Origin of the sequence: Flavobacterium ginsenosidimutans, assembly GCF_037478105.1 — a bacterium.
Taxonomy (GTDB): Bacteria; Bacteroidota; Bacteroidia; order Flavobacteriales; family Flavobacteriaceae; genus Flavobacterium; species Flavobacterium ginsenosidimutans.
The window spans coordinates 3,967,801-3,989,039 of record NZ_CP147988.1 but is presented as its reverse complement, the minus strand read 5'-3'; the positions used below and the strand labels follow the sequence as shown (position 1 = coordinate 3,989,039).

Genomic DNA, 21,239 nt, shown 5'->3' with positions numbered 1-21,239 from the left:
TTTTCAGTTGCTCGTGAAAATCAGTTCAGTTTTATTTTTTGTTGAATGAAGACAAAGCTTAATCGAATGCCGATTTGTAAGCCAATGAAAGATTAAGCTTTGTAACATTCATTCCAATCATTTTTTGAGAATAAACAATTCTCACAGAAACCTTTTGCCTAATATTTTCGATTTAGAAATAAATCAATTAAAGCGCAATCCTGTATAAAACAATATTGCCCATCAATAAACAAATAAATGGAACTAAAGAAAATCTATAAAATAGGACGTATAGGAATAAGTTTAACCCTTATTTTTTTAGTGTCATGCAACGCCCAGAAAACAGTTTCATTAAAAGAGAAACAAGTTTCAGATAAGGTATATCCGTTGTTGGACACTGAAAATTCAAGATGGTTTTATTTTTCATCTGCTAGCCGTCCATTTGGCATGGTAAACTTAAATCCCGATACAGAAATTAAAGGCGATTGGGGAGGAGGCTATAAATATACTACAGATACAGTTAAAGGCTTTAGCCATGTTCACGAATGGCAAATGTCAGGAGTCTCTGTAATGCCCGTAACAGTTTCAGCTGAAAATAAATCCAATATTTTTAAAGACTTTTATTCAAAATTCAGTCATCAAAACGAAATAATTACACCAGGATATCATTCCATAAAATTAGACCGATATCAAATAAAAGCAGAATTAACCAGTACGCTAAGAGTTGGTTTTCATAAATATACCTTTCCTGCAAAGGCACAAAAAGCAGTTCTTTTTAATCTAAATACCATTTTAGGACCTTGCGAAAATACTAATGGCAAGCTAGAAAAAAACAATGATTACGAACTTTCAGGATCTTTAGTTTTAAGTACCAATTTCAGACGTCCAAAACCATTGACTGTATTTTTTAAAGTTAAAACAAAACAGCCTATTGCGTCAATAGAAAGAGATGTTGAAACAGGAAATTATTTGATTAATTTTAATGAAAAAGCGACAGAAGTACTAATGAAAGTAGGAATCTCTTATACTTCAATTGAAAACGCAAATAGTAATATTGAAATCGAATTACCACATTGGGATTTTAATAAAACAGTTAAAGATTCTAGAAAAGAGTGGAGCGATTTATTGGGAAGAATAAAAATAGAAGGAGGAACCGAAACGGATCAAAGAAGATTTTATACTGATTTATGGCATGCGCTGCAAGGAAGAAAAATGATTAGTGATGCAAATGGTTCTTATCCTGATAACACGGGAGACACATTTAAAGTAGGACATTTGCCTCTAAATCCAGATGGAAGACCAAAATTCAATCATTATAATTCAGATGCATTTTGGGGAGCGCAATGGACAATAAGCAATCTCTGGGGATTGGTTTATCCTGAAATTATGGAAGAATTTGTTTATTCTTTAATGCAGTATTATAAAGATGGCGGAATTATTCCTCGCGGGCCTTCAGGCGGAAATGATACTTATGTAATGACAGGAGCTTCAGCAACGCCGTTTATTGTTAGCGCTATTCAAAAAGGAATTGTAAAAGATGATTTAGAAGCTATTTATATCGCACTCAAAAAAAATCACATGCCAGGCGGAATCATGGAAAAAGCCGGTTATGAGCATAATACAAATATTGGCGGAGGATTAAAATATTATTTAGAAAAAGGATATGTACCTTACCCGCTTCCAGAAGGCAATTTCGGAAGTCATGAAGATGGAGCAAGCCAGACTTTAGAGTATGCATATCAAGATTGGACTTTGGCACAATTGGCAAAAAAACTTGATCATAAAGAAGATTACGATTATTTCATCAAAAGATCAAAAAACTATAAAAACGTTTTTGATCAATCGATTGGATGGATGCGCCCAAAGAATGTACAAGGAAAATGGAGAGAAAACTATGATCCTTATCAATATGAAAATGGCTTTATAGAATCAAACGGAGCGCAATCAACATGGTTTGTTCCGCATGATATTGAAGGTTTAGCGAATTTGATGGGAGGAAAAGAAAAAGCAATAATGAAATTAAACCAACAATTTGAAACGGCTAAAAAACAAAATTATACTTCTGGTACATCGCACGATGCAGAATTGCATCCAGAATTTAGCCGAATCCCAGTTAATTTTGGAAATCAACCATCTATGCAAACATCAAATATTTTTACCTTGCTAGGAAGACCAGATTTAACGCAATATTGGACAAGAAATGTAGTAAAAACCACTTTTAGCGGATTATCACCCGCAACAGGTTATAATGGAGATGAAGACCAAGGATTAATGGGAAGTTTGAATGTTCTGCTTAAAATTGGTCTATTTCAAATGAATGGAGGAGCAGATAAAGAAGCGGTTTATCAAATAGGAAGTCCAATATTTAATAAAATTTCGATCGCTCTAAATCCGAAATATTATTCAGGTAAAACATTTGTGATTAAAGCCAATAATAATAGTTCTGAAAATGTATATATAAAAGATATCAAATTCAATCAGAAAGCGGTTCCAAATTTCAGTCTTTCACATCAGGAAATTACCAATGGAGGTGAATTGATTTTACAAATGTCAGATCAATCAAATTTAGAAAAACATTAATATAACGTTGGGTTAAAACCCTATTAACGCATAAAAATATATAATTATAGTTATTTGAGAGAGATTAAAAATAATTAAACACACAAACAAAAAACAAAGAAATAACCACAATGAAAATATCATCCAAGTTTATCTTTTTTTTAGGAATATCATTTCTTATTACAATTACAAGCAACGCCCAGAAAACAGTCCATCAATACGTTGATCCAATGATTGGTTCTGAAGGCGTTGGTAGAGTTTTTATCGGACCTTCCTGCCCATACGGAATGGTAAAACCAAGTCCTGATTGTACTTCGAGTCCAAATAGTGGCTGGCTTCCAATACCTAAAGAAGTGACAGGTTTCAGTCAAGTGCATGTGAGCGGAACGGGCGGAGGGCCAAAATACGGCAATATCCAGATAATGCCTTTTTCCGGAGCTTTGGACAAAATGGATCAAACTTCTTTTAGAGCGGAGGAAAATGTAAAATTGGGTTATTACGAAACAGTTTTCAAAGAAAATAATATTAAAACGGAAATCACTACAGGAGAAAAAGTTTCGTTTTATAGAATAACCTATCCAAAAAATGCATCGAAAGAATTAAAAATTGATCCAGGATTTTTCTTAGGAGAAGAAAAAATTCCAGATGCCAGAGAAGCACAGCAGTTTGTGGGTTCTCAAATCGAAATAGTTTCAGATACCGAAGTAAGAGGCTACAGTAGAATAAGAGGCGGCTGGAACAACGGACGTGCTTATACCGTTTATTTCTGGGCAGTTTTCGACCAGCCAATTGCAAAATTTGTCACTTTTAAAGACGGAAAATTTTATAGCAATCAGAAAGCACAGTTTGATTCAGGCAAAAAAACAGCAGCTTTGCTTTCTTTTGGAAACACAGGAAAAGAAGAATTAAATGTCAAAATCGGAATTTCATTTTTAAGTGAATTAAAAGCGAAAAATAATATTGAAGTCGAAATTCCGCATTGGGATTTTAATAAAGTTTTATCCACTTTAGAAAACAAATGGGAAAATTTATTAAGCAGAATTCAGTTATCTCAAGATACTTCAGAAGAGTACAGAAAAATGTTTTATACAGGTTTATATCATACCATGATTATGCCAGTTGACAGAACAGGAGAAAATCCGTTATGGACAAATGACGAACCGTATTACGATGACTTTTATACGATCTGGGATACTTTCAGAACTTCGAGTCCATTAATCACTTTAATAGATTCCAAACGAAAAGTAGATATTATCAACGCGATGCTGAATATTTACAAACGTGAAGGCTATCTGCCTGAAGGAAGAAGCGGTAATGATAATGGAAGAACCCAAGGCGGATCAAATGCTGAGGTTGTGATTGCCGATGCTTTTGTAAAAAACTTAAAGGGAATAGATTATGAACTAGCACTTCAAGCTATGCTAAAAGATGCTACTGTGCCACCTGGAGGAAATGAGGAAAGAGAAGGAAGAGGAGGACTTTTAGATTATCTGAAACTTGGGTACGTTCCATACGGCACAGACCGTGCAGGAAACCGAACTATCGACTACTCCTACAACGATTATAATATTGCAACTGTAGCTAAAGGATTAGGTAAGATGGACCTTTATAATCAGTATATAAAACAGGCAGATAGCTGGCAAAATTTATGGCGTCCTGATTATGAAAATAACGGCGCAAAAGGATTTATTATGCCAAAAGACAAAGACGGAAACTGGCTAGATGATGTCGTTTTCGGCGAATCAAAAATTCAGAAACCAACTTTTAAATATACGCCTGTAATTATCGAATCGCCTTGGTATGTCTGCCATTGGTGCGTGTTTTTCTACGAAGGAACTTCATGGGAATATTCATTTAGCCTTCCGCATGATATTCCAGAATTAGTAAAAAAATCAGGAGGAGAAAAAGCTTTTGAAAAACGATTAGATATTTTCTTTGATAATGATCTATTTAATGTTGCCAATGAACCATCATTTCTTACGCCTTGTTTGTATCACTGGATTGGAAAACCTTATTTGAGCAGCGATCGAATTAGAACGATTATTAAAAAGAATTTCAACACTTCTAGAGAAGGACTTCCCGGCAATGACGATTCAGGAGCTATGTCTTCGTGGCTTGCCTTCCACATGATGGGATTGTACCCAAATGCGGGACAACCTTATTACTTGATTAATACGCCTTTGATTACAGAGACTGTCATGAAATTAGAAAATGGTAAAAGTTTTAAAATCTCGGCTAAAAAAATGAGTGATAAAAACAGATACATCAAAACTGCTTTGTTAAACGGAAAACCATACAATAAAGCTTGGATTACACATGATGATATTAATAATGGAGGAGAATTAGTTTTAGAAATGGATTCAAAACCTTCGGCTTGGGGAACGACAATTTTACCGCCAGCAAAATAAATAAAAGGATAAGCAAGATGAAAAATATACTTTTAATGATTATTTTCTGTACCGTTTATCAAAAAGGAACAGCACAGAATTACATTCCAATCTTAAAAAATAATACGCAGTTGCATTATGTTTGTAAACTGCACGGACAAACTAGAACTTTGCAGCTTACGACTGAAACCTCAAAAGAAGAGTTGGCTTTTAAACTGGAAACAAAAGGCGTAAAAAGTAAAATAGTAATGCTTTCTGAAGCCATAAAAAACGGAAATGCCTTAAGTTTTAATCAAGGAGAATATGCGCCAGTTTTGAACTTAAAACCGAATGAGACTTTTTTTATGATTTCACAGTCAGCTTATCAGAATTTAGTCAAAAACAATTCTTTTGTGTATAATAACACGACTTATATTCTCGACAAAAACGAAGATAAAAACGGAGTTTCTATTGATGGAAAATTAATTGATGCATTGCATGTAAAAGCGAAGATTGACGAAACCGAAATGTGGATTGTAAAAAATCCTGAGTTTCCGTTAATCTGTAAAATAATCAAGAACCCGTTAGGGATTAATCCAACTTTAGTGAAAGTGGTAGATTAATATAATGTTTTCACACAAAGCAGACCTAACAGGTTTTTAATCCCGATGCTTCGGGACTGTTAGGTCTCTATTATAATATCAAATAATAAAATGTCATTCAAAAATACCTTTTGCTCATTGATTGTTCTAGTTCTGATTTCCTGCAAAACAGAACAACATTCTCATGAGAAAAAGATTCAAATTGCTTTTATAGCCGATGCTCATTTACAGGATATTTTTGCAAAATTTGAAGACAATGATTATCAGGGAATAAAAAATCCAGTTACGGGCGAATATGCCAATATTCGAACAATGAATTCCCAGCTGCATTCTACTAGAATTTTCAATGAAAATTATTTTGCCTTTTTACAAGCTTTAAATGACATTGTAAAAAGAGGCATTAAAGAAGTTGTGCTTCCAGGCGATTTTAGCGATGACGGACAACCAGTTCACGTTCGCGGATTACGAAAAATACTCAACGAATATTCTCAAAAACACGGACTTTCTTTTTATGTAACTACAGGAAATCACGATGTTGTGAGACCGTTTTCGCAAGATGCTGTTAAAACTGATTTTTTAGGAAAAGATGGGAAAGAACAGATTATCAGCAGTTCTACATCTAATTTCAATAAAAATAAAACAGAACTCGAACCCATTATAACAGCCGATATAAAAAATTGGGGTTATCAAGAAACCATTCAAGAAATGCGTGATTTTGGTTTTTTTCCAAAAAAGACTGATTTGTATTGGGAAACACCATTTTCTGACTACGCTTATGAGCAATATAATTTCGAAAAAGCTCAAAAAGAATCTGTTTTAGAAAAAAGAACGTATTTAATTAAAAATACCAATTTATTTCTTCCAGATGCAAGTTATTTGGTCGAACCAATAAAAGGCATTTGGCTTTTGGCTATTGATGCCAATGCTTATGTTCCAAACGAGAAATTATCAGGTTTACCGAATAATCCGAATGATTTTTCGGGCGCAAATACAGGATACAATAACGTTCTAATTTATAAAAGCCATTTGATTAATTGGGTGAAAAAAGTTTCCGCGGAAGCGAAACAAAAAGGAAAAATCCTGATCGCTTTTAGTCATTATCCAATGGTAGAATTTAATAATAATGCTTCGCCTGAATTGAAAGAACTTTTTGGCGCTAACAAAATGCAATTACAAAGAGTTCCTAGCGAAGAAGTCGCTCAGCAATTTGCAGATGCTGGAATTCAGGTTCATTTTGGAGGACACATGCACATTAATGATACAGGCGTTCGAAAAACAGCAAACGGAAATACACTTTTTAATATTCAGACACCATCTCTTGCGGCTTATATGCCCGCTTACAAAATATTGACCATTCATTCTAATTCAGAACTTGAAGTAGAAACAATTGTAGTAGGTAAAGTCGCTAATTTCAATAGTCTTTTTCCTTTTTATGAAGAAGAATATGATCACCTAAAAGATATTAAAAGCAAAGAGATTTGGGATAAAGAAATTTTGAAAGCCAAAGATTATGCAGCATTTACCAATTGGCATTTAAAGGAACTCGTTCGTTTAAGGTTTCTACCTGAAGATTTTCCAGCTGATTTTTTAAAGTCGATAGAGAAACTTTCAGGCAGAGAGTTGTTAGAAATAAATAAAAACACGAATGAAGTTGCTAAAGATTTGAAAGATAATTCTCTAACTCTTTCAGATTTTGAATCTTGGACAGGATTTGATATGATTTTCGATTTTTACCGCTTAAAGAACGCTGATGAATTGGCTATTCCAGAAATTGGAAATAAAAGATTAAAGCAATACGGATTGATATGTAGGCAGTTAAAAAAGGCAAATGATCCAAAACTGGTTTTATGGGCCAAAATATTTCTTAAAACCATGCATGGCGAGCCTTCTGATCATTTTAAAATTGATTTGAAAAATAACAAAATTGATAATTTATCTGTTAAATAATTTTAATATTTATTAAATCAAAAAGATTAAATTGCATATATAATTTATTTTCATGAGACAAAAAGCCTTTATATTATTCTTGTTATTTGCCGTTTTTTATCATTCTTATTCACAGAATATAAAATTCGCGCATTATAATGATAATAACGGACTGTCTCATAATTCAGTACGTCATATTGTACAGGACAAAAAGGGATTTATGTGGTTTGGAACTTTCTCTGGATTAAATCGTTTCGACGGTTATCAGTTCAAAAATTACATGAGTTCTACACTTGGGAAAAACAAATTATACAATGACGATATTACGGCTTTAGAACTTGATGAAGATTCCAATCATTTATGGATTGGTACCCGAAAAGGGCTGACTCTTTTCAAAATGGATACGCATGTTTTCACTACTTTTTTTAATAAAAAAGAGGATGCAAACAGCCTTCCAGATGATGAAGTTAGAGCTGTTTATGTAGATAAATTCAAAAGAGTTTGGGTAGGGACAAAAACAAAAGGAATGTATATGTTCTTTTTGAAAGAAAACCGATTTGAGAAAATTCCATTAAAAGGTTTTGATTATGTAAAAGAAATATTTGAAGATAAAAAAGGAAATATCTGGATTGGGAGTTACGAAAAGTCTTCGGTTGCAAAAATAACAATGGATGCAAAGGGAGCGATCGTAAAAATTAACTATTACTCGCTTTCTGTACCCTATTCAAATATCAAAAATCCATACATCAATTTTATATATGAAGATGCGAAATCGGATATTTTTATTGGAACTCGTGAAGGTTTGTATAAATTGGATAAAGCCACTAATGAGTTTGTTAATTTATATATTGACAACAAACAAGTTAGAGGCGCTTTAGGGCCCTATTTTCTTTCAGTTGCAAGAGCTCCAGACGGCAAATATTGGGTCGGGACTTTGGGAGGATTGCTAGTTTGTGATCAACTAGAAGACATTCAGAAAGGAAATTACAAATGGTATTATTCTATTCTTTCTGATGATACTTCGCTTGTCGATAATTTAATTTCGGCACTTTATTTTGATAAATCTGGTGTCTTGTGGATTGGAACTGAAGATGGTTTGGATAAATACGATCCTTATGAAAATCAGTTTACTTTAAACAAAGATATTTCGCGTTCAATTGGCAATCAGGCGCCACGAATAAGAGGTTTTGCTAAAACGTATGACGAAAAAGTAATTGTAGCGACTTATCACAGCGGACTTTTTATTTCTAACATAAAAGGCTCAACGCCTTTGCACAATGTTGGTAAAGACATTGCAAGTATATATTCTGATGATGGAAAGATTTTTTACTGTGGTCTTTGGGATGGAAACATTTTGGTTTACAATTATTTGAGCAAATCTTCTAGAGAAATACATTCGGGATTTGAGAAATCGCCTGTTTTTGCTTTTAGAAAAATTACAAACGATAAAATGATCGTTGGTTCGTTTGGAGAAGGAGCTGTAATTCTAAATACTAAAACACTACAAGTAGAAACCTCGAGTAAACTTTTACCTGATTTTCAGATAAATGCCATTGAAAGGGACGCCAAAGACAATGTGTGGTTTGCTACAGAAACAGGCGTAGTAAAATACAATATCAATTCAGGAAAAATTGAGACTTATTCGTCACTTTTTATAAAGGAAAAAGGCGTGCCTCATGATGAAAATGTGAGTGACGTTTTAGTCGATGTAAAAGGGAAAATATGGGCTTCAACCCGTTTTGGCCTGTGTTTGTACAATCCGAAAAAGAACGAATTTGAGCCTGTAAAAAATCTGAAAGAACTTTCTGGAAAATGGATCACTGATATTTTATCTGATGCTAACGGGAATTTATGGCTGAATATCAACAACAATAATATCGCTTTCGTAAAATCGAATTTGAAGGATATTAGCATTTATCACGTAAATAGTGGTAACCGATTGGACGTTTTTAGTTCAAGCGGATTCTTTTATTTTAATAATTCTAATATTTTTCTAGGCGGTAAAAACGGAATTATTTCTTTTTCTCCACCCGCAATGAAAAGAAATAATTGGTCGCCATTACCAGTGATTTCAGAGTTTAAAATTCAGAATGAAGAAGTGTTTCCTGAAATGGAAATTAATGGAGAAATTCCGCTTTCAAAAGATTTGAATTATGGAAATGAAATTGAATTAAGTTATAAAAACCGAAACTTTTCTCTTCAGTTTTCGGCTCCTTCATTCGCAAACGAAAAACTGAACAAGTTTCAATATATGCTGGAAGGTTTTGATAAGCATTGGATTACAGCCAATAGTACATCTAGAAGCGTACAATATACCAACCTTTATCCAGGAAATTATACTTTTAAAATACGGTCAAGTAATAGTGATGGATATTGGAGTAAAACGGTCTCTTATAAAATAAAAATCCTTCCTCCATTCTGGTTGACACCAACTTCGTTTTTAATGTTTTTCGCTATTCTATTTGGTGTTTTCTATTTCATCAGAAAGGAAATCAAAAACCGAATTCGTTTAAAACAAGAATTGCTTACAGAGAAAGTAAATAGAGAACACGATGTAAAATTGAATAATGAGAAATTACGCTTTTTCACTAACATTTCGCATGAATTAAGAACACCTTTAACGCTAATTTTAGGTCCGGCAAAACAATTGCTGGATGAAAACAGTAACGCAACAGATTATGAAAAAAGCCGATATAATTTAATATATCAGAATGCCAGCCGATTATTGAATTTAGTGAATCAGGTATTGGATTTTAGAAAAGCACAATCGGGCGAACTTAAGTTGAAAGTTACTCAGACGAATATTCTAGCGTACTCAAAAAATATTTTTGATTCGTTTAAGGAAATGGCTTATAACAAGAAAATTAAGCTCAATTTTATTTCTGAAGATGACGAAATAAACGGCTGGTTGGATAATGATAAGTATGATAAAATCTTGTATAATCTCTTATCGAATGCCTTGAAATTTACCAATAAAAACGGAAATGTCGATTTGTACATAAGGCTGAAAGATACGGTTGAAGATATTTTGGTTATTGAAGTAACAGATGACGGAATTGGTATTCCGCTAAAAAGTCAGGAGAAAATTTTCAAACGATTTTATCAAGCAACCAACAGTAAAGCCAATAATACGGGATCGGGAATTGGTTTATCTTTAGTAAAATCTTTAGTAGCAATTCATAAAGGAAGTATTTCTGTAGAAAGTACACAAGGAAAAGGAAGTACTTTTAGGGTGGAGATTCCAATTGATCGGGAGTCTTACGAGCATAAAGAAGTTTTTGAATATGCTCTTAAAAATGACAATCTGAGTATGCTTATTCCAGAAAAAGCAGCTAAGAAAATTATACAGAATACCGATTTAAAAGAGAAAATTTTGGTAATTGAAGATAATAGTGAACTAAGAAAATATCTGGTTGATTATTTGTCTGATTATTATAAAGTTTATGACGCAGAAAATGGAGAAGAAGGCTTGAGAATCTGCAGACAAATTAAACCAATTGTTTGTGTTACAGATGTTATGATGCCTGTTATGGACGGATTAGAATTCTGTCGAGAGCTTAAAAATGACGAATTCATCAGTCACATTCCAGTTGTAATGCTGACGGCGCTTTCTGAAAATATGGATAAGGTAAAAGGTTACGACATGGGAGCTGACGGTTATTTAGTAAAACCTTTTGAGCCATTATTGCTTAAAACGGTTATTGAAAATATGATCAAATCTAGGTTGGAACTCAAACAAAAATTCTCTGGCGAGGTAGAAAGCAAAGTAAGTATGCTGACACATTCTCCTATTGACGAAGAATTTATGGAAAAAGTCACTAGTCTTATCAATGATAATTTAAGCGAAGTAGATCTTTCGACTGATTTTCTGTGTGATAAATTAGGGGTAAGTTCTTCAAAATTATATCGAAAAATTAAAGAACTGACGGATTTGGCTCCAAATGAATTTATTAGAACCATTCGTTTGAAAAAATCGGCAGAACTATTGAAAACGAAAAAGTATAATGTTTCGGAAGTAACGAATTTGGTTGGCTTTAATGATCCGCTGTATTTCAGTAGATGTTTTAAAAAACAGTTTGGTTTTCCTCCTAGTAAAATTATTAATTAGGTTTTTTAGCCACTCCCGATAGTTATCGGGATAAAGGGGATTGTAAAGATTTTTTTTGCCACGAATTCACGAATTTTCACTTATATATAGGGGCTTTTTCTTTGCGTTAAATCGCACAAATTTTATAAATTAATAGATGAAACATAGCCTGTGGTTTCAACCACAGGAACGCAACGTTTATCTACAATGCTTGTCCATAATCTAATTTTTCTCGTAATGTCCCTGTGGTTGAAACCACAGGCTATTTTCTTAAAAACTGATTTGTAAAAATTCGTGCAACTCCCCGCAAAATTTAAAGTCTGTTATGTAAGTGAAAATTTGTGAATTCGTGGCTAACATTAATAACTACCTTATAAAGCATAAAGAAAATGACCAAACAAGAAAATCCACAAAGATTACTCAATTACTTCTCAGAAATCATAATGTTATTTTACCTTAATCAAATAGATAAAAGCCAATATAACGGCTTTTTAAATTAAATTAAATGTAAAAATCCTACAATAATCAAATTTATCCATGTTTTTGATGTATTAATCCATTTTGAACGGAATATGTAATTCTATTTTTGTCTTGTAACTTTTAACTATTTAACATTATGAAAAAGCATATAGACACAGACAATCCGTTGAAAAATTTAGATGAGTGGGAAGATGATTTGTTGATGCGATATCCTGATCCTTCTGAAGAAAATGAAAGCGCAAAAGAAAAGCAGAAAGAAGAATTCAGGAATTATGTCGATTCAGAAAGAGTAGAAACAGTTAAGGAGTTTTATAGAATAAACCACACCTATCAAACTTATGACTTTGTCTGCAGTAAGGAACAAGAATTTTTGCAGTTTAATAGAAAAGAAATGTCAATTTGGGAAGCTGTTGATTTTTTGAACACTCTTGTAGACGACAGCGACCCAGATATTGACTTAGATCAAACACAACACCTTTTACAGACTTCAGAGGCTATCCGCGCAGACGGTCATCCAGATTGGTTTGTGCTTACGGGTTTCATCCATGATTTAGGTAAAGTTTTATGCCTGTTTGGAGAACCGCAATGGGCAGTGGTCGGAGATACATTTCCTGTTGGATGTGCCTATTCAGATAAAATCGTTTATTCTGAGTTTTTTAAAGAAAATCCAGATTTTACAGACGAGAGATTCAATACCAAATTTGGGGTTTACACTGAAAACTGCGGATTAGATAATGTAAAAATGAGTTGGGGGCACGATGAATATTTATATCAAATCATGAAAGATTATCTTCCAGATCCGGCTTTATACATGATTCGTTATCATTCCTTTTATTCTCAGCATAAAGAAAATGCTTACGCACATTTGATGAATGAGAAAGACATCGAAATGTTTGACTGGGTTAGAAAATTCAATCCATATGATTTATATACAAAAGCGCCAGTTAAACCAGACGTAAAAGCATTGCTTCCTTATTACAAAGAATTAGTTGCTAAATATTTGCCAGAAAAATTGAAGTTTTAAAAAGGTTATATAAACACATAGAAACAGATTTTTTTGAGCGAAAAAAAGATTTATTAAAAAAACTAGTTTTTCACACATAGCTATGTGTTTCTGTAATAAGTAAAATGCCTTTTGATACAAAGAAAAACTATGTTTCTATGTGTTAGAAAAATAATTGCCAGCTATCTAAAACCAAAATAATGCATAAAATCAAAACCAAAATACTTTTATTCAGCCTGATTGTACTTTGTTCTACTGTTTCGGCTCAAGAAAAAGACCGTAACGATTGGGAAAACCCTGAAGTATTCCAAATTAACAGAGAACCCGCAAGAGCAGCTTTTCTTCCTTATGCAGATGAAACTTCTGCCATAATTGATAAATATGAAAACTCACCTTGGTATTTTTCTTTAAATGGAAAATGGAAATTTTCTTGGTCACCAACACCAGATGAGCGCCCGAAGGATTTTTACAAAACGGATTTCAGTACTTTACATTGGAAGGAACTTCAAGTGCCTTCGAATTGGGAGCTAAACGGATATGGTGTGCCAATCTATACAAATATCACATATCCTTTCGAAAAAAATCCACCTTTCATTAATCATTGGGATAATCCAGTTGGTTCTTATAAAAGAGATTTTGTGCTGCCAGAAAATTGGAAAAACCGACATGTTTTTCTTCATTTTGAAGCAGGAACAGCAGCTATGTATATTTGGGTAAACGGTGAAAAAGTAGGTTACACAGAAAACACCAAAAGTCCAGCAGAATTTGATATTTCTAAATATTTAAAACCTGGAAAAAATGATCTGGCTGTAGAAGTGTACAGATGGAGCGACGGTTCGTATTTGGAAGATCAGGATATGTGGAGACTTTCAGGAATTGACAGAAATGTGTACTTGTACAGTACAGATAATGTTCGCATTTCAGATTTTTTTGCGAAACCAGATTTAGATGCCAAATATAAAAACGGAAGTTTAAGTGTTGATGTAAGTTTGAAAAACCTGACTTCAACTTCAGTTAACAATCAAAAATTAGTTGCAAAATTAGTTGACGCTTCAGGTAAAAATGTATTTACAAAAGAACTGAATGTCAATTTTGAAGCTTCAAAAATTCAAACAATCAATTTCGCTCAAAATGTTTCAAGTCCGAAATTATGGAGCAGTGAAACACCGAATTTATATACTTTACTTCTGACTTTAAAAAATGCAAAAGGCGATCTTATAGAAACCGTTTCAACGCAAATTGGATTCAGAAAAGTAGAATTAAAAGGCGGAGAGTTATTAGTAAACGGAGTTCGATTGATGGTTCATGGCGTAAATATTCATGAGCATAATCCTTTAACTGGGCATTATCAGGACGAAGCTACAATGATGAAAGACATCAAAATGATGAAACAGCTGAATATTAATTCAGTTCGTTGCAGTCATTATCCGAACAATATTTTATGGGTAAAATTATGTAATAAATACGGTTTGTTTTTGGTAGATGAAGCCAATATCGAAAGCCACGGAATGGGAGTAGAAGGACAGCCTTTAAAATGGATGAATCCAAAAACTAATCCAGGTTATCTTCCAGAATGGAGAGAAGCACATCTGGACAGAATTTATAGTCTTGTTGAAAGAGATAAAAATATGCCATCTGTAATTATCTGGTCATTAGGTAATGAAAGTGCCAACGGACCTGTTTTTCACGAAGCTTACAAATGGATCAAAAAAAGAGATAATTCCCGTTTGGTTCAGTTTGAACAGGCAAAAGAAAATGAAAACACAGATATCGTTTGTCCGATGTACCCAACGATAGAATACATGAAGGAATATGCGGCGCGCAAAGAAGTGACTCGTCCATACATTATGTGTGAGTATTCACATGCAATGGGAAATAGCAGTGGTAATTTTCAGGAATATTGGGATATTATCCGCGGAAGCAAAAACATGCAGGGAGGATTCATTTGGGATTGGGTAGATCAAGGATTTTATGGAATTGATGAAGCTGGTCGTAAATACTGGACTTATGGTGGAGATATGGGAAGCCAGAATTATTTAAATGACGAAAACTTCTGTCACAACGGTTTAGTTTATGCCGATAGAACGCCGCATCCTGGAGCTTTTGAAGTAAAGAAAGTTTATCAGAATATTTTATTTAAAGCGGTGGATATTAAAAATGGTTTAATCGAAATTAATAATGATTTTGGGTTTACAAATTTGAATAAATACGGTTTTAGATATGAAGTTTTAGAAAATGGAAAAGTAATTAAAGAAGGAACTTTTAATGTTGCTTTAGATCCGAAAACAAAAAAGCAGTTTAAAATTGATTTACCAAAATTAGAGTCAAAAGAAGGAACAGAATATTTGTTGAATGTTTTTGCTTACACGAAAATTGGTTCAGAATTATTGCCTCAGAACTTTGAAATTGCTAAAGAACAATTTATAATCGAAGACGGGAAATATTTCGAAAAATCAGAAAAAGCAAATACAGCAAAAGTTCAAGATGAAAAAGATCAGTTTGTCTTGACTTCGGATAATGTTACGGTTAAAATCAGTAAATCGTCTGGATTGATTTCGTACTACAGCTTAAAAGGCGAGGAATATTTTAAACAGTATCCGGAACCTAATTTCTGGAGAGCTCCAACCGATAATGATATCGGAAATAAAATGCAGATTAGAACAAATGTTTGGAGAACGGCTGGAAAAAACACTTCTGTAGAAAGCATTCAGCAGACTGAAGAAAACGGAAAGAAATACATCGTTGCAAAATTAAAATTAAATGATGTTGCTTCTGATTATACCATCAAATATGCATTAGGAAATGATGGCGCTTTAGAGATTCAAGCTTCTTATAAAAAAGGAAATAATCCGCTGCCAGAGTTACCGCGTTTCGGAATGATTTTCACTTTAAAAAACACATTAGAAAATCTGGATTATTATGGAAGAGGTCCCTTAGAAAACTATCCAGATAGAAAAACATCTTCATTTAAAGGAATTTATACCAGTAAAGTTGCAGATCAATATGTGCCTTATACACGCCCACAAGAAAATGGATACAAGACAGATATACGCTGGTTTAAATTATCAAGCAATAAAGGAAATGGCTTGGAAATAAAAGGTCTGCAACCTTTAGGTATGAGTACTTTGAATAATTATCCGAGTGATTTTGACGGAGGAATTTCTAAAAAGAATATTCATTCCAGCGACATTACTCCGAGAAATGAAGTTGTTGTTTGTGTCGATTTAACCCAGCGTGGATTAGGAGGTGACAACAGCTGGGGCGCACCGCCACACGAACAATATACTTTAACCCAAAGCGAATATAGCTACGGATTTGTTATTAAACCAATTTTTTAAAGTTTACAGTCTCAGTCGCAGTTTTCAGTCACAGGTAAGCACTGAAAACTGCGACTGAGACTGAAAACTAAAAAAGTTCACAGTTACAGTTAGAACTGAAAACTGCGACTGCGACTGAAAACTAAAAAAACTATCAACCGACCACTGAATACTTTAAAAAATGAGTAACCCAACAAATGGAAGATTAATTTCTTTAGATGCACTGCGCGGATTTGTTATGTTTTGGATTATGAGCGGCGAACACATTATTCATGCTCTGGCCAAAGCAGCGCCAATTCCTATTTTTATCTGGATGTCATCGCAACTGCATCATGCGGAATGGAATGGTATTACTTTTTATGATATGATTTTTCCTGTTTTCCTGTTTGTTGCAGGAGTTTCGATGCCGTATTCTTTTGAAAAGAAAATGAGTTTGGCGGGAGTACAAACACCGCAGGAATTGCCTTCAAGCGAAAAGCGTAAAATCTATTTGTCAATGCTCAGGAGAACTTGTATTTTACTGGTTTTGGGATTTGTTGTAAACGGATTACTGCGATTTGACGGTTTCGATCAGACACGTTTGGCAAGTGTTCTTGGAAGAATTGGACTAGCTTGGTTTTTTGCTGGAATTATTTATTTGAATTTTGATTTTAAAAAACAGCTGATTTGGTTTTTCGGTATTCTGATTGGTTATTACGCAGCAATGAAATGGATTCCGGTGCCAGATTTTGGAGCGGGAGTTTTAACCAAAGAAGGTTCATTAGAAGGTTACATTGATCGTCTTTTCTTGCCGGGAAGATTGCACAGTACAGTTTACGATCCAGAAGGAATATTTTCGACGCTTCCTGCTATTGGAACCGCTTTATTAGGTGTTTTTATTGGAACGTTTTTAAAAGCAAAATGTGCGTTTTCAATAAAGGTAAAAATGCTTTTAATGGCTTTAACGGCTGTAGTTTTGATTATTATAGGATTGATTTGGGATATTAGTTTTCCAATAAACAAACATTTATGGACGAGTTCTTTTGTCTGTTTTGTTGGCGGATTCAGTATTTTGTTTTTTGTCCTTTTTTATGTGATTATCGATTTGTTTGGTTTTCAAAAATGGGCATTCCCATTGATTTTGATTGGTTCCAATTCTATTTTAATTTATATCGCCGCTGAAGGTTTAGTCGATTTTAAACACACCGCAGATTATGTTTTTGGCGGACTTATAAATTTTACACCGTTTATATGGCAACCTTTTTTTGCTGCTTTATCCGTAACAGTTGTACAGCTCACTTTACTGTACTTTCTATATAAACGAAAATGGTTTCTCAAGATTTGATATCAATCAAATTTTGAAATACATCTTACTATCTAACCACACAATAACCACACAATTATGAATGTATTACAAACCGCAGATTATATTGTTTTCTTTATTTACTTTATCATAGTGACCACCTATGGAATGTATATTTACAGAAGCAAAAAAACTGCAACAACGAGTTCGAACGAATATTTTTTGGCTGAAGGATCACTTACTTGGTGGGCGATAGGAGCTTCTTTGATTGCTTCTAATATCTCAGCAGAGCACTTTATTGGAATGAGCGGTTCTGGTTTTGCTATCGGACTTGCAATTGCTTCTTACGAATGGATGTCTGCTGCCACTTTAATTATTGTAGCAATGTTTATTCTGCCAATTTATTTGAAGAATAAGATATTTACCATGCCACAGTTTTTAGCTAAAAGATATAGCGGTACAGTAAGCGCAATTATGGCAATTATCTGGCTGTTAATCTATGTATTTGTTAATCTTACTTCAATTATTTATTTAGGTGCTTTAGCCATTTCCTCTATAGCTCCTGTAAGTTTTCAGTTTTGTGTCATTGGTTTGAGTTTGTTCTCTGTGATTGTGACTTTAGGCGGAATGAAGGTAATTGGATACACCGATATGTTTCAAGTTATCGTTTTAATTTTGGGTGGATTAGTAACAACTTATTTAGCCTTGACACTACTTTCTGATCAGTTTGGTTTTGGAAAAGATATATTAAAAGGGCTTGCTATAATTGCTAAAGAAGCACCAGATCATTTACACATGATATTAGACGAATCCAATCCGCATTATAATGAATTGCCAGGAATGTCTGTGTTAGTTGGCGGAATGTTAATTAATAATTTGGCATATTGGGGATGTAATCAATATATCGTTCAAAGAGCTTTAGGAGCCGATTTGAAAACAGCGCGTAAAGGAATTTTATTTGCTGCTTTTCTAAAATTATTAGTTCCAGTTATTGCTGTTTTGCCTGGAATCGCCATGTTTGTAATGCATGAAAACGGAATGTTTCAGCAGGAAATGGTAGATGCTGCTGGAGTTTTAAAGCCAGACCACGCTTACCCAACTTTAATGAATTTACTTCCAGCAGGATTAAAAGGTGTGGCTTTAGCTGCTTTGACTGCGGCGATTGTAGCTTCATTAGCAGGAAAAGCCAACAGTATTTCGACGATTTTTTCTTTAGATATTTATAAAAAGTATTTCAATTCTCAAGCATCAGAAAAAAAACTGGTTCGTACAGGAAGATGGTGCGTGGTTGTTTGTATGATTATTGCGGCTTTTGTGGCTCCAGCATTAAAATCATTAGATCAGGCGTATCAATTTATACAAGAATACGTTGGATTCTTTTCACCGGGAGTTTTAGCAATTTTCTTGTTGGGAATGTTCTGGAAAAAAACAACTCCAACAGCTGGATTAGCTGGAGCATTGCTTACAGTGCCAATTGCAGCAGTTTTGAAATTCCTGCCAATGTGGACAGAAGGCGCTTTTCCAGATTATCCTTTCTTAGATAGAATGACTATCGTTTTCTTCATCATTGTATTTATAATGGTTGGAATTAGTATAGCAAAACCAGTTTCTGAAATAGAATCTAAAATGCATGAAATTGAAGTTGATAAATCGATGTTTAAAGTTTCATCAGAGTTTATCGTTGGTTCCTTTATTATCAGTGGAATTTTGGTTGCTCTCTATACTGTTTTCTGGTAATTTTTATTTTGCCGCGAAGACACAAAGGCTCAAAGTTTATTTAAAAAAATAAATTGAAAATCGCTCGCAATCCTGATGGCTATCGGGAGCAGAAACGAAAAGTTTTTTGCCACAGATTTTAGGATTAAAAAAGGATTTTTGTTTCACGCAGATGTGGCAGATTTAGGCAGATTTAATTAGTTTTTTTTTAATAGATATCTGCGGAATCTGCTTAAATCTTTTTTAAATCTGCGTGAAAAATATTTAGCGCCAATGTTGAGATTAAAAACTTAAATACTAACAGATGAAAAGAAATTTTATAATCGTATTGTTTGTTTTTTGTGTTTCCGTAACTATTTCGGCGCAAAAGATATTTGACGTTAAAAAATACGGTGCAGTAGCAGATGGAATAACATTAAATACAAAAGCAATCCAGAAAGCAATTGACGCAGCCAACAAAAACAAAGGAGGAAGAGTTGTTTTTTCTAAAGGAACTTTTCTTTCGGGAAGTATTGTTCTAAAAAATGGAGTGGAATTATTTTTTGAAGACGATGCCGTTTTGCTAGGAAGTACAAATCCTGATGATTATCCGAAATACGAAGGAATTAGAGCTTTGATTTTAGCTTACGAATCCAAAAATATTGCGGTAAACGGAAAAGGAATTATAAACGGGCAAGGAAGAGAATTAGCATTGGCAATTGATAGTTTGCACCATACGGGAGTACGAATTGATCCAAAATACAATTACAGAAGAATGCGTCCTGAAGATGGAAGAGGAAAATTGATTTCGTTTGTAAAATGCGATTCGATTACAATGACTCACATTACTTTGAAAAATAGTCCAGGTTGGACACAATGTTTTAGAGAATGTAAAAATATTGTAATTGATTTTATGAAAGTAGAAAGCAGAGCGTATTGGAACAATGACGGAATTGATCTTGATGGTTGCGAAAATGCCCGAATTACCAATTGTAATGTAAACGCTGCAGATGACGGAATTTGTTTAAAATCGGAAGAACCGGGATTGCAGAACAATAATATTTACATTGGAAATTGTACGATAAGATCAAGTGCAAACGCAGTGAAATTTGGTACAGGTTCTTATGGAAGCTTCAAAAATGTAACAATCGAAAACATCAAAGTTTTTGATACTTTCAGATCGGCAATTGCGATTGAATCTGTGGATGGCGCGGAAATCGAAAATATTAAAGTTTCGAATATTACAGCTGTTAATACTGGAAATGCAATATTGATTAGGCTAGGTCATAGAAATGGAGACAAACCGGGTTATATCAAAAATGTATCGGTTAAAAATGTAAAAGCACAGATTCCCTTTGGCCGTCCAGACATTGATTACGATATGCGCGGACCTGAAGTTGATTATTTCCATAATCCATTTCCGTCTTCAATTGCTGGAATTCCGGGACATTTGATTGAAAACGTAACTTTAGAAAATATTGAAATCGTTTATCCAGGAAAAGCTTCAAAAGGAATGGCTTATCATCCGTTAAGCAGATTAAAAGACGTAAAAGAAAACATAAAAGGTTATCCTGAATTTACCATGTTTGGAGAATTGCCTTCTTGGGGATTTTATGTGCGTCACGTAAACGGAATCGAGATGAAAAACATAAAATTGATTTTGGAAAAAGAAGATTTCCGTCCCGCTTTTGTTTTCGACGATGTAAAAAATCTGACCATGAAAGCTATTGATATTCCTTCGGATAAGATCAATCAGATTGTCTTTAAAGATGTTTCGTCAAGTAATTTGGACAACGAATCTTTAAAAAGAAAAATAGAACCAGAGCAAAATAAATTTGAATTGCCAGCACACTAGTAGTTGGCCACAAAGGCACAAAGACTAGAAGTTTTTTTGCCAATAATTGTAAAATTTGTTTCACGCAGATTTAAAAATATTTAAGCAG

Annotated in this window: 10 protein-coding genes; all 10 read left to right on the top strand. The window is 33.8% G+C overall.

What is annotated here, in order from left to right; all coding sequences use genetic code 11:
* Positions 1-237 precede the first annotated feature (237 nt).
* On the top strand, positions 238-2,559 hold the full coding sequence (locus V6624_RS17595; RefSeq protein ID WP_338839554.1) for a GH92 family glycosyl hydrolase: 2,322 nt from the start codon (positions 238-240) through the stop codon (positions 2,557-2,559).
* A 110-nt stretch (positions 2,560-2,669) separates the two neighbouring features.
* The gene (locus V6624_RS17590; protein ID WP_338839553.1) at positions 2,670-4,946 is read left to right on the top strand and encodes a GH92 family glycosyl hydrolase; all 2,277 of its coding nucleotides are present in this window, start codon (positions 2,670-2,672) and stop codon (positions 4,944-4,946) included.
* A 17-nt stretch (positions 4,947-4,963) separates the two neighbouring features.
* Entirely contained in the window at positions 4,964-5,527 is a 564-nt protein-coding gene (locus V6624_RS17585; RefSeq protein ID WP_338839552.1) for a hypothetical protein, read from the top strand.
* 90 nt (positions 5,528-5,617) lie between these two features.
* Positions 5,618-7,453 (top strand): metallophosphoesterase, encoded by a 1,836-nt coding sequence (locus V6624_RS17580; RefSeq protein ID WP_338839551.1) that lies wholly within the window; start codon positions 5,618-5,620, stop codon positions 7,451-7,453.
* Positions 7,454-7,505: 52 nt separating this feature from the next.
* Entirely contained in the window at positions 7,506-11,540 is a 4,035-nt protein-coding gene (locus V6624_RS17575) for a hybrid sensor histidine kinase/response regulator transcription factor (protein ID WP_111284167.1), read from the top strand.
* A gap of 595 nt (positions 11,541-12,135) precedes the next feature.
* Positions 12,136-13,023, top strand: a complete 888-nt coding sequence (locus tag V6624_RS17570) for an inositol oxygenase family protein (RefSeq protein WP_111284169.1) — start codon at positions 12,136-12,138, stop codon at positions 13,021-13,023.
* Positions 13,024-13,202: 179 nt separating this feature from the next.
* Positions 13,203-16,340 (top strand): glycoside hydrolase family 2 TIM barrel-domain containing protein, encoded by a 3,138-nt coding sequence (locus V6624_RS17565; RefSeq protein WP_338839550.1) that lies wholly within the window; start codon positions 13,203-13,205, stop codon positions 16,338-16,340.
* A gap of 160 nt (positions 16,341-16,500) precedes the next feature.
* Positions 16,501-17,643 carry a DUF5009 domain-containing protein gene (locus V6624_RS17560; protein WP_338839549.1) on the top strand — a complete coding sequence of 381 codons (1,143 nt, stop codon included), beginning with the start codon at positions 16,501-16,503 and terminating at the stop codon, positions 17,641-17,643.
* A gap of 57 nt (positions 17,644-17,700) precedes the next feature.
* A complete protein-coding gene (locus V6624_RS17555) occupies positions 17,701-19,338 on the top strand; it encodes a sodium/sugar symporter (RefSeq protein ID WP_111284175.1) in 1,638 nt (545 codons plus the stop codon).
* A 283-nt stretch (positions 19,339-19,621) separates the two neighbouring features.
* Complete coding sequence (locus V6624_RS17550) at positions 19,622-21,151, top strand: glycoside hydrolase family 28 protein (RefSeq protein WP_338839548.1); 1,530 nt, start codon at positions 19,622-19,624, stop codon at positions 21,149-21,151.
* Positions 21,152-21,239: the final 88 nt, after the last annotated feature.

Coding starts and splice junctions, on each gene's coding strand:
- V6624_RS17595 (WP_338839554.1), top strand. CDS start 238: ATGGAACTAAAGAAAATCTATAAAATAGGACGTATAGGAATAAGTTTA.
- V6624_RS17590 (WP_338839553.1), top strand. CDS start 2,670: ATGAAAATATCATCCAAGTTTATCTTTTTTTTAGGAATATCATTTCTT.
- V6624_RS17585 (WP_338839552.1), top strand. CDS start 4,964: ATGAAAAATATACTTTTAATGATTATTTTCTGTACCGTTTATCAAAAA.
- V6624_RS17580 (WP_338839551.1), top strand. CDS start 5,618: ATGTCATTCAAAAATACCTTTTGCTCATTGATTGTTCTAGTTCTGATT.
- V6624_RS17575 (WP_111284167.1), top strand. CDS start 7,506: ATGAGACAAAAAGCCTTTATATTATTCTTGTTATTTGCCGTTTTTTAT.
- V6624_RS17570 (WP_111284169.1), top strand. CDS start 12,136: ATGAAAAAGCATATAGACACAGACAATCCGTTGAAAAATTTAGATGAG.
- V6624_RS17565 (WP_338839550.1), top strand. CDS start 13,203: ATGCATAAAATCAAAACCAAAATACTTTTATTCAGCCTGATTGTACTT.
- V6624_RS17560 (WP_338839549.1), top strand. CDS start 16,501: ATGAGTAACCCAACAAATGGAAGATTAATTTCTTTAGATGCACTGCGC.
- V6624_RS17555 (WP_111284175.1), top strand. CDS start 17,701: ATGAATGTATTACAAACCGCAGATTATATTGTTTTCTTTATTTACTTT.
- V6624_RS17550 (WP_338839548.1), top strand. CDS start 19,622: ATGAAAAGAAATTTTATAATCGTATTGTTTGTTTTTTGTGTTTCCGTA.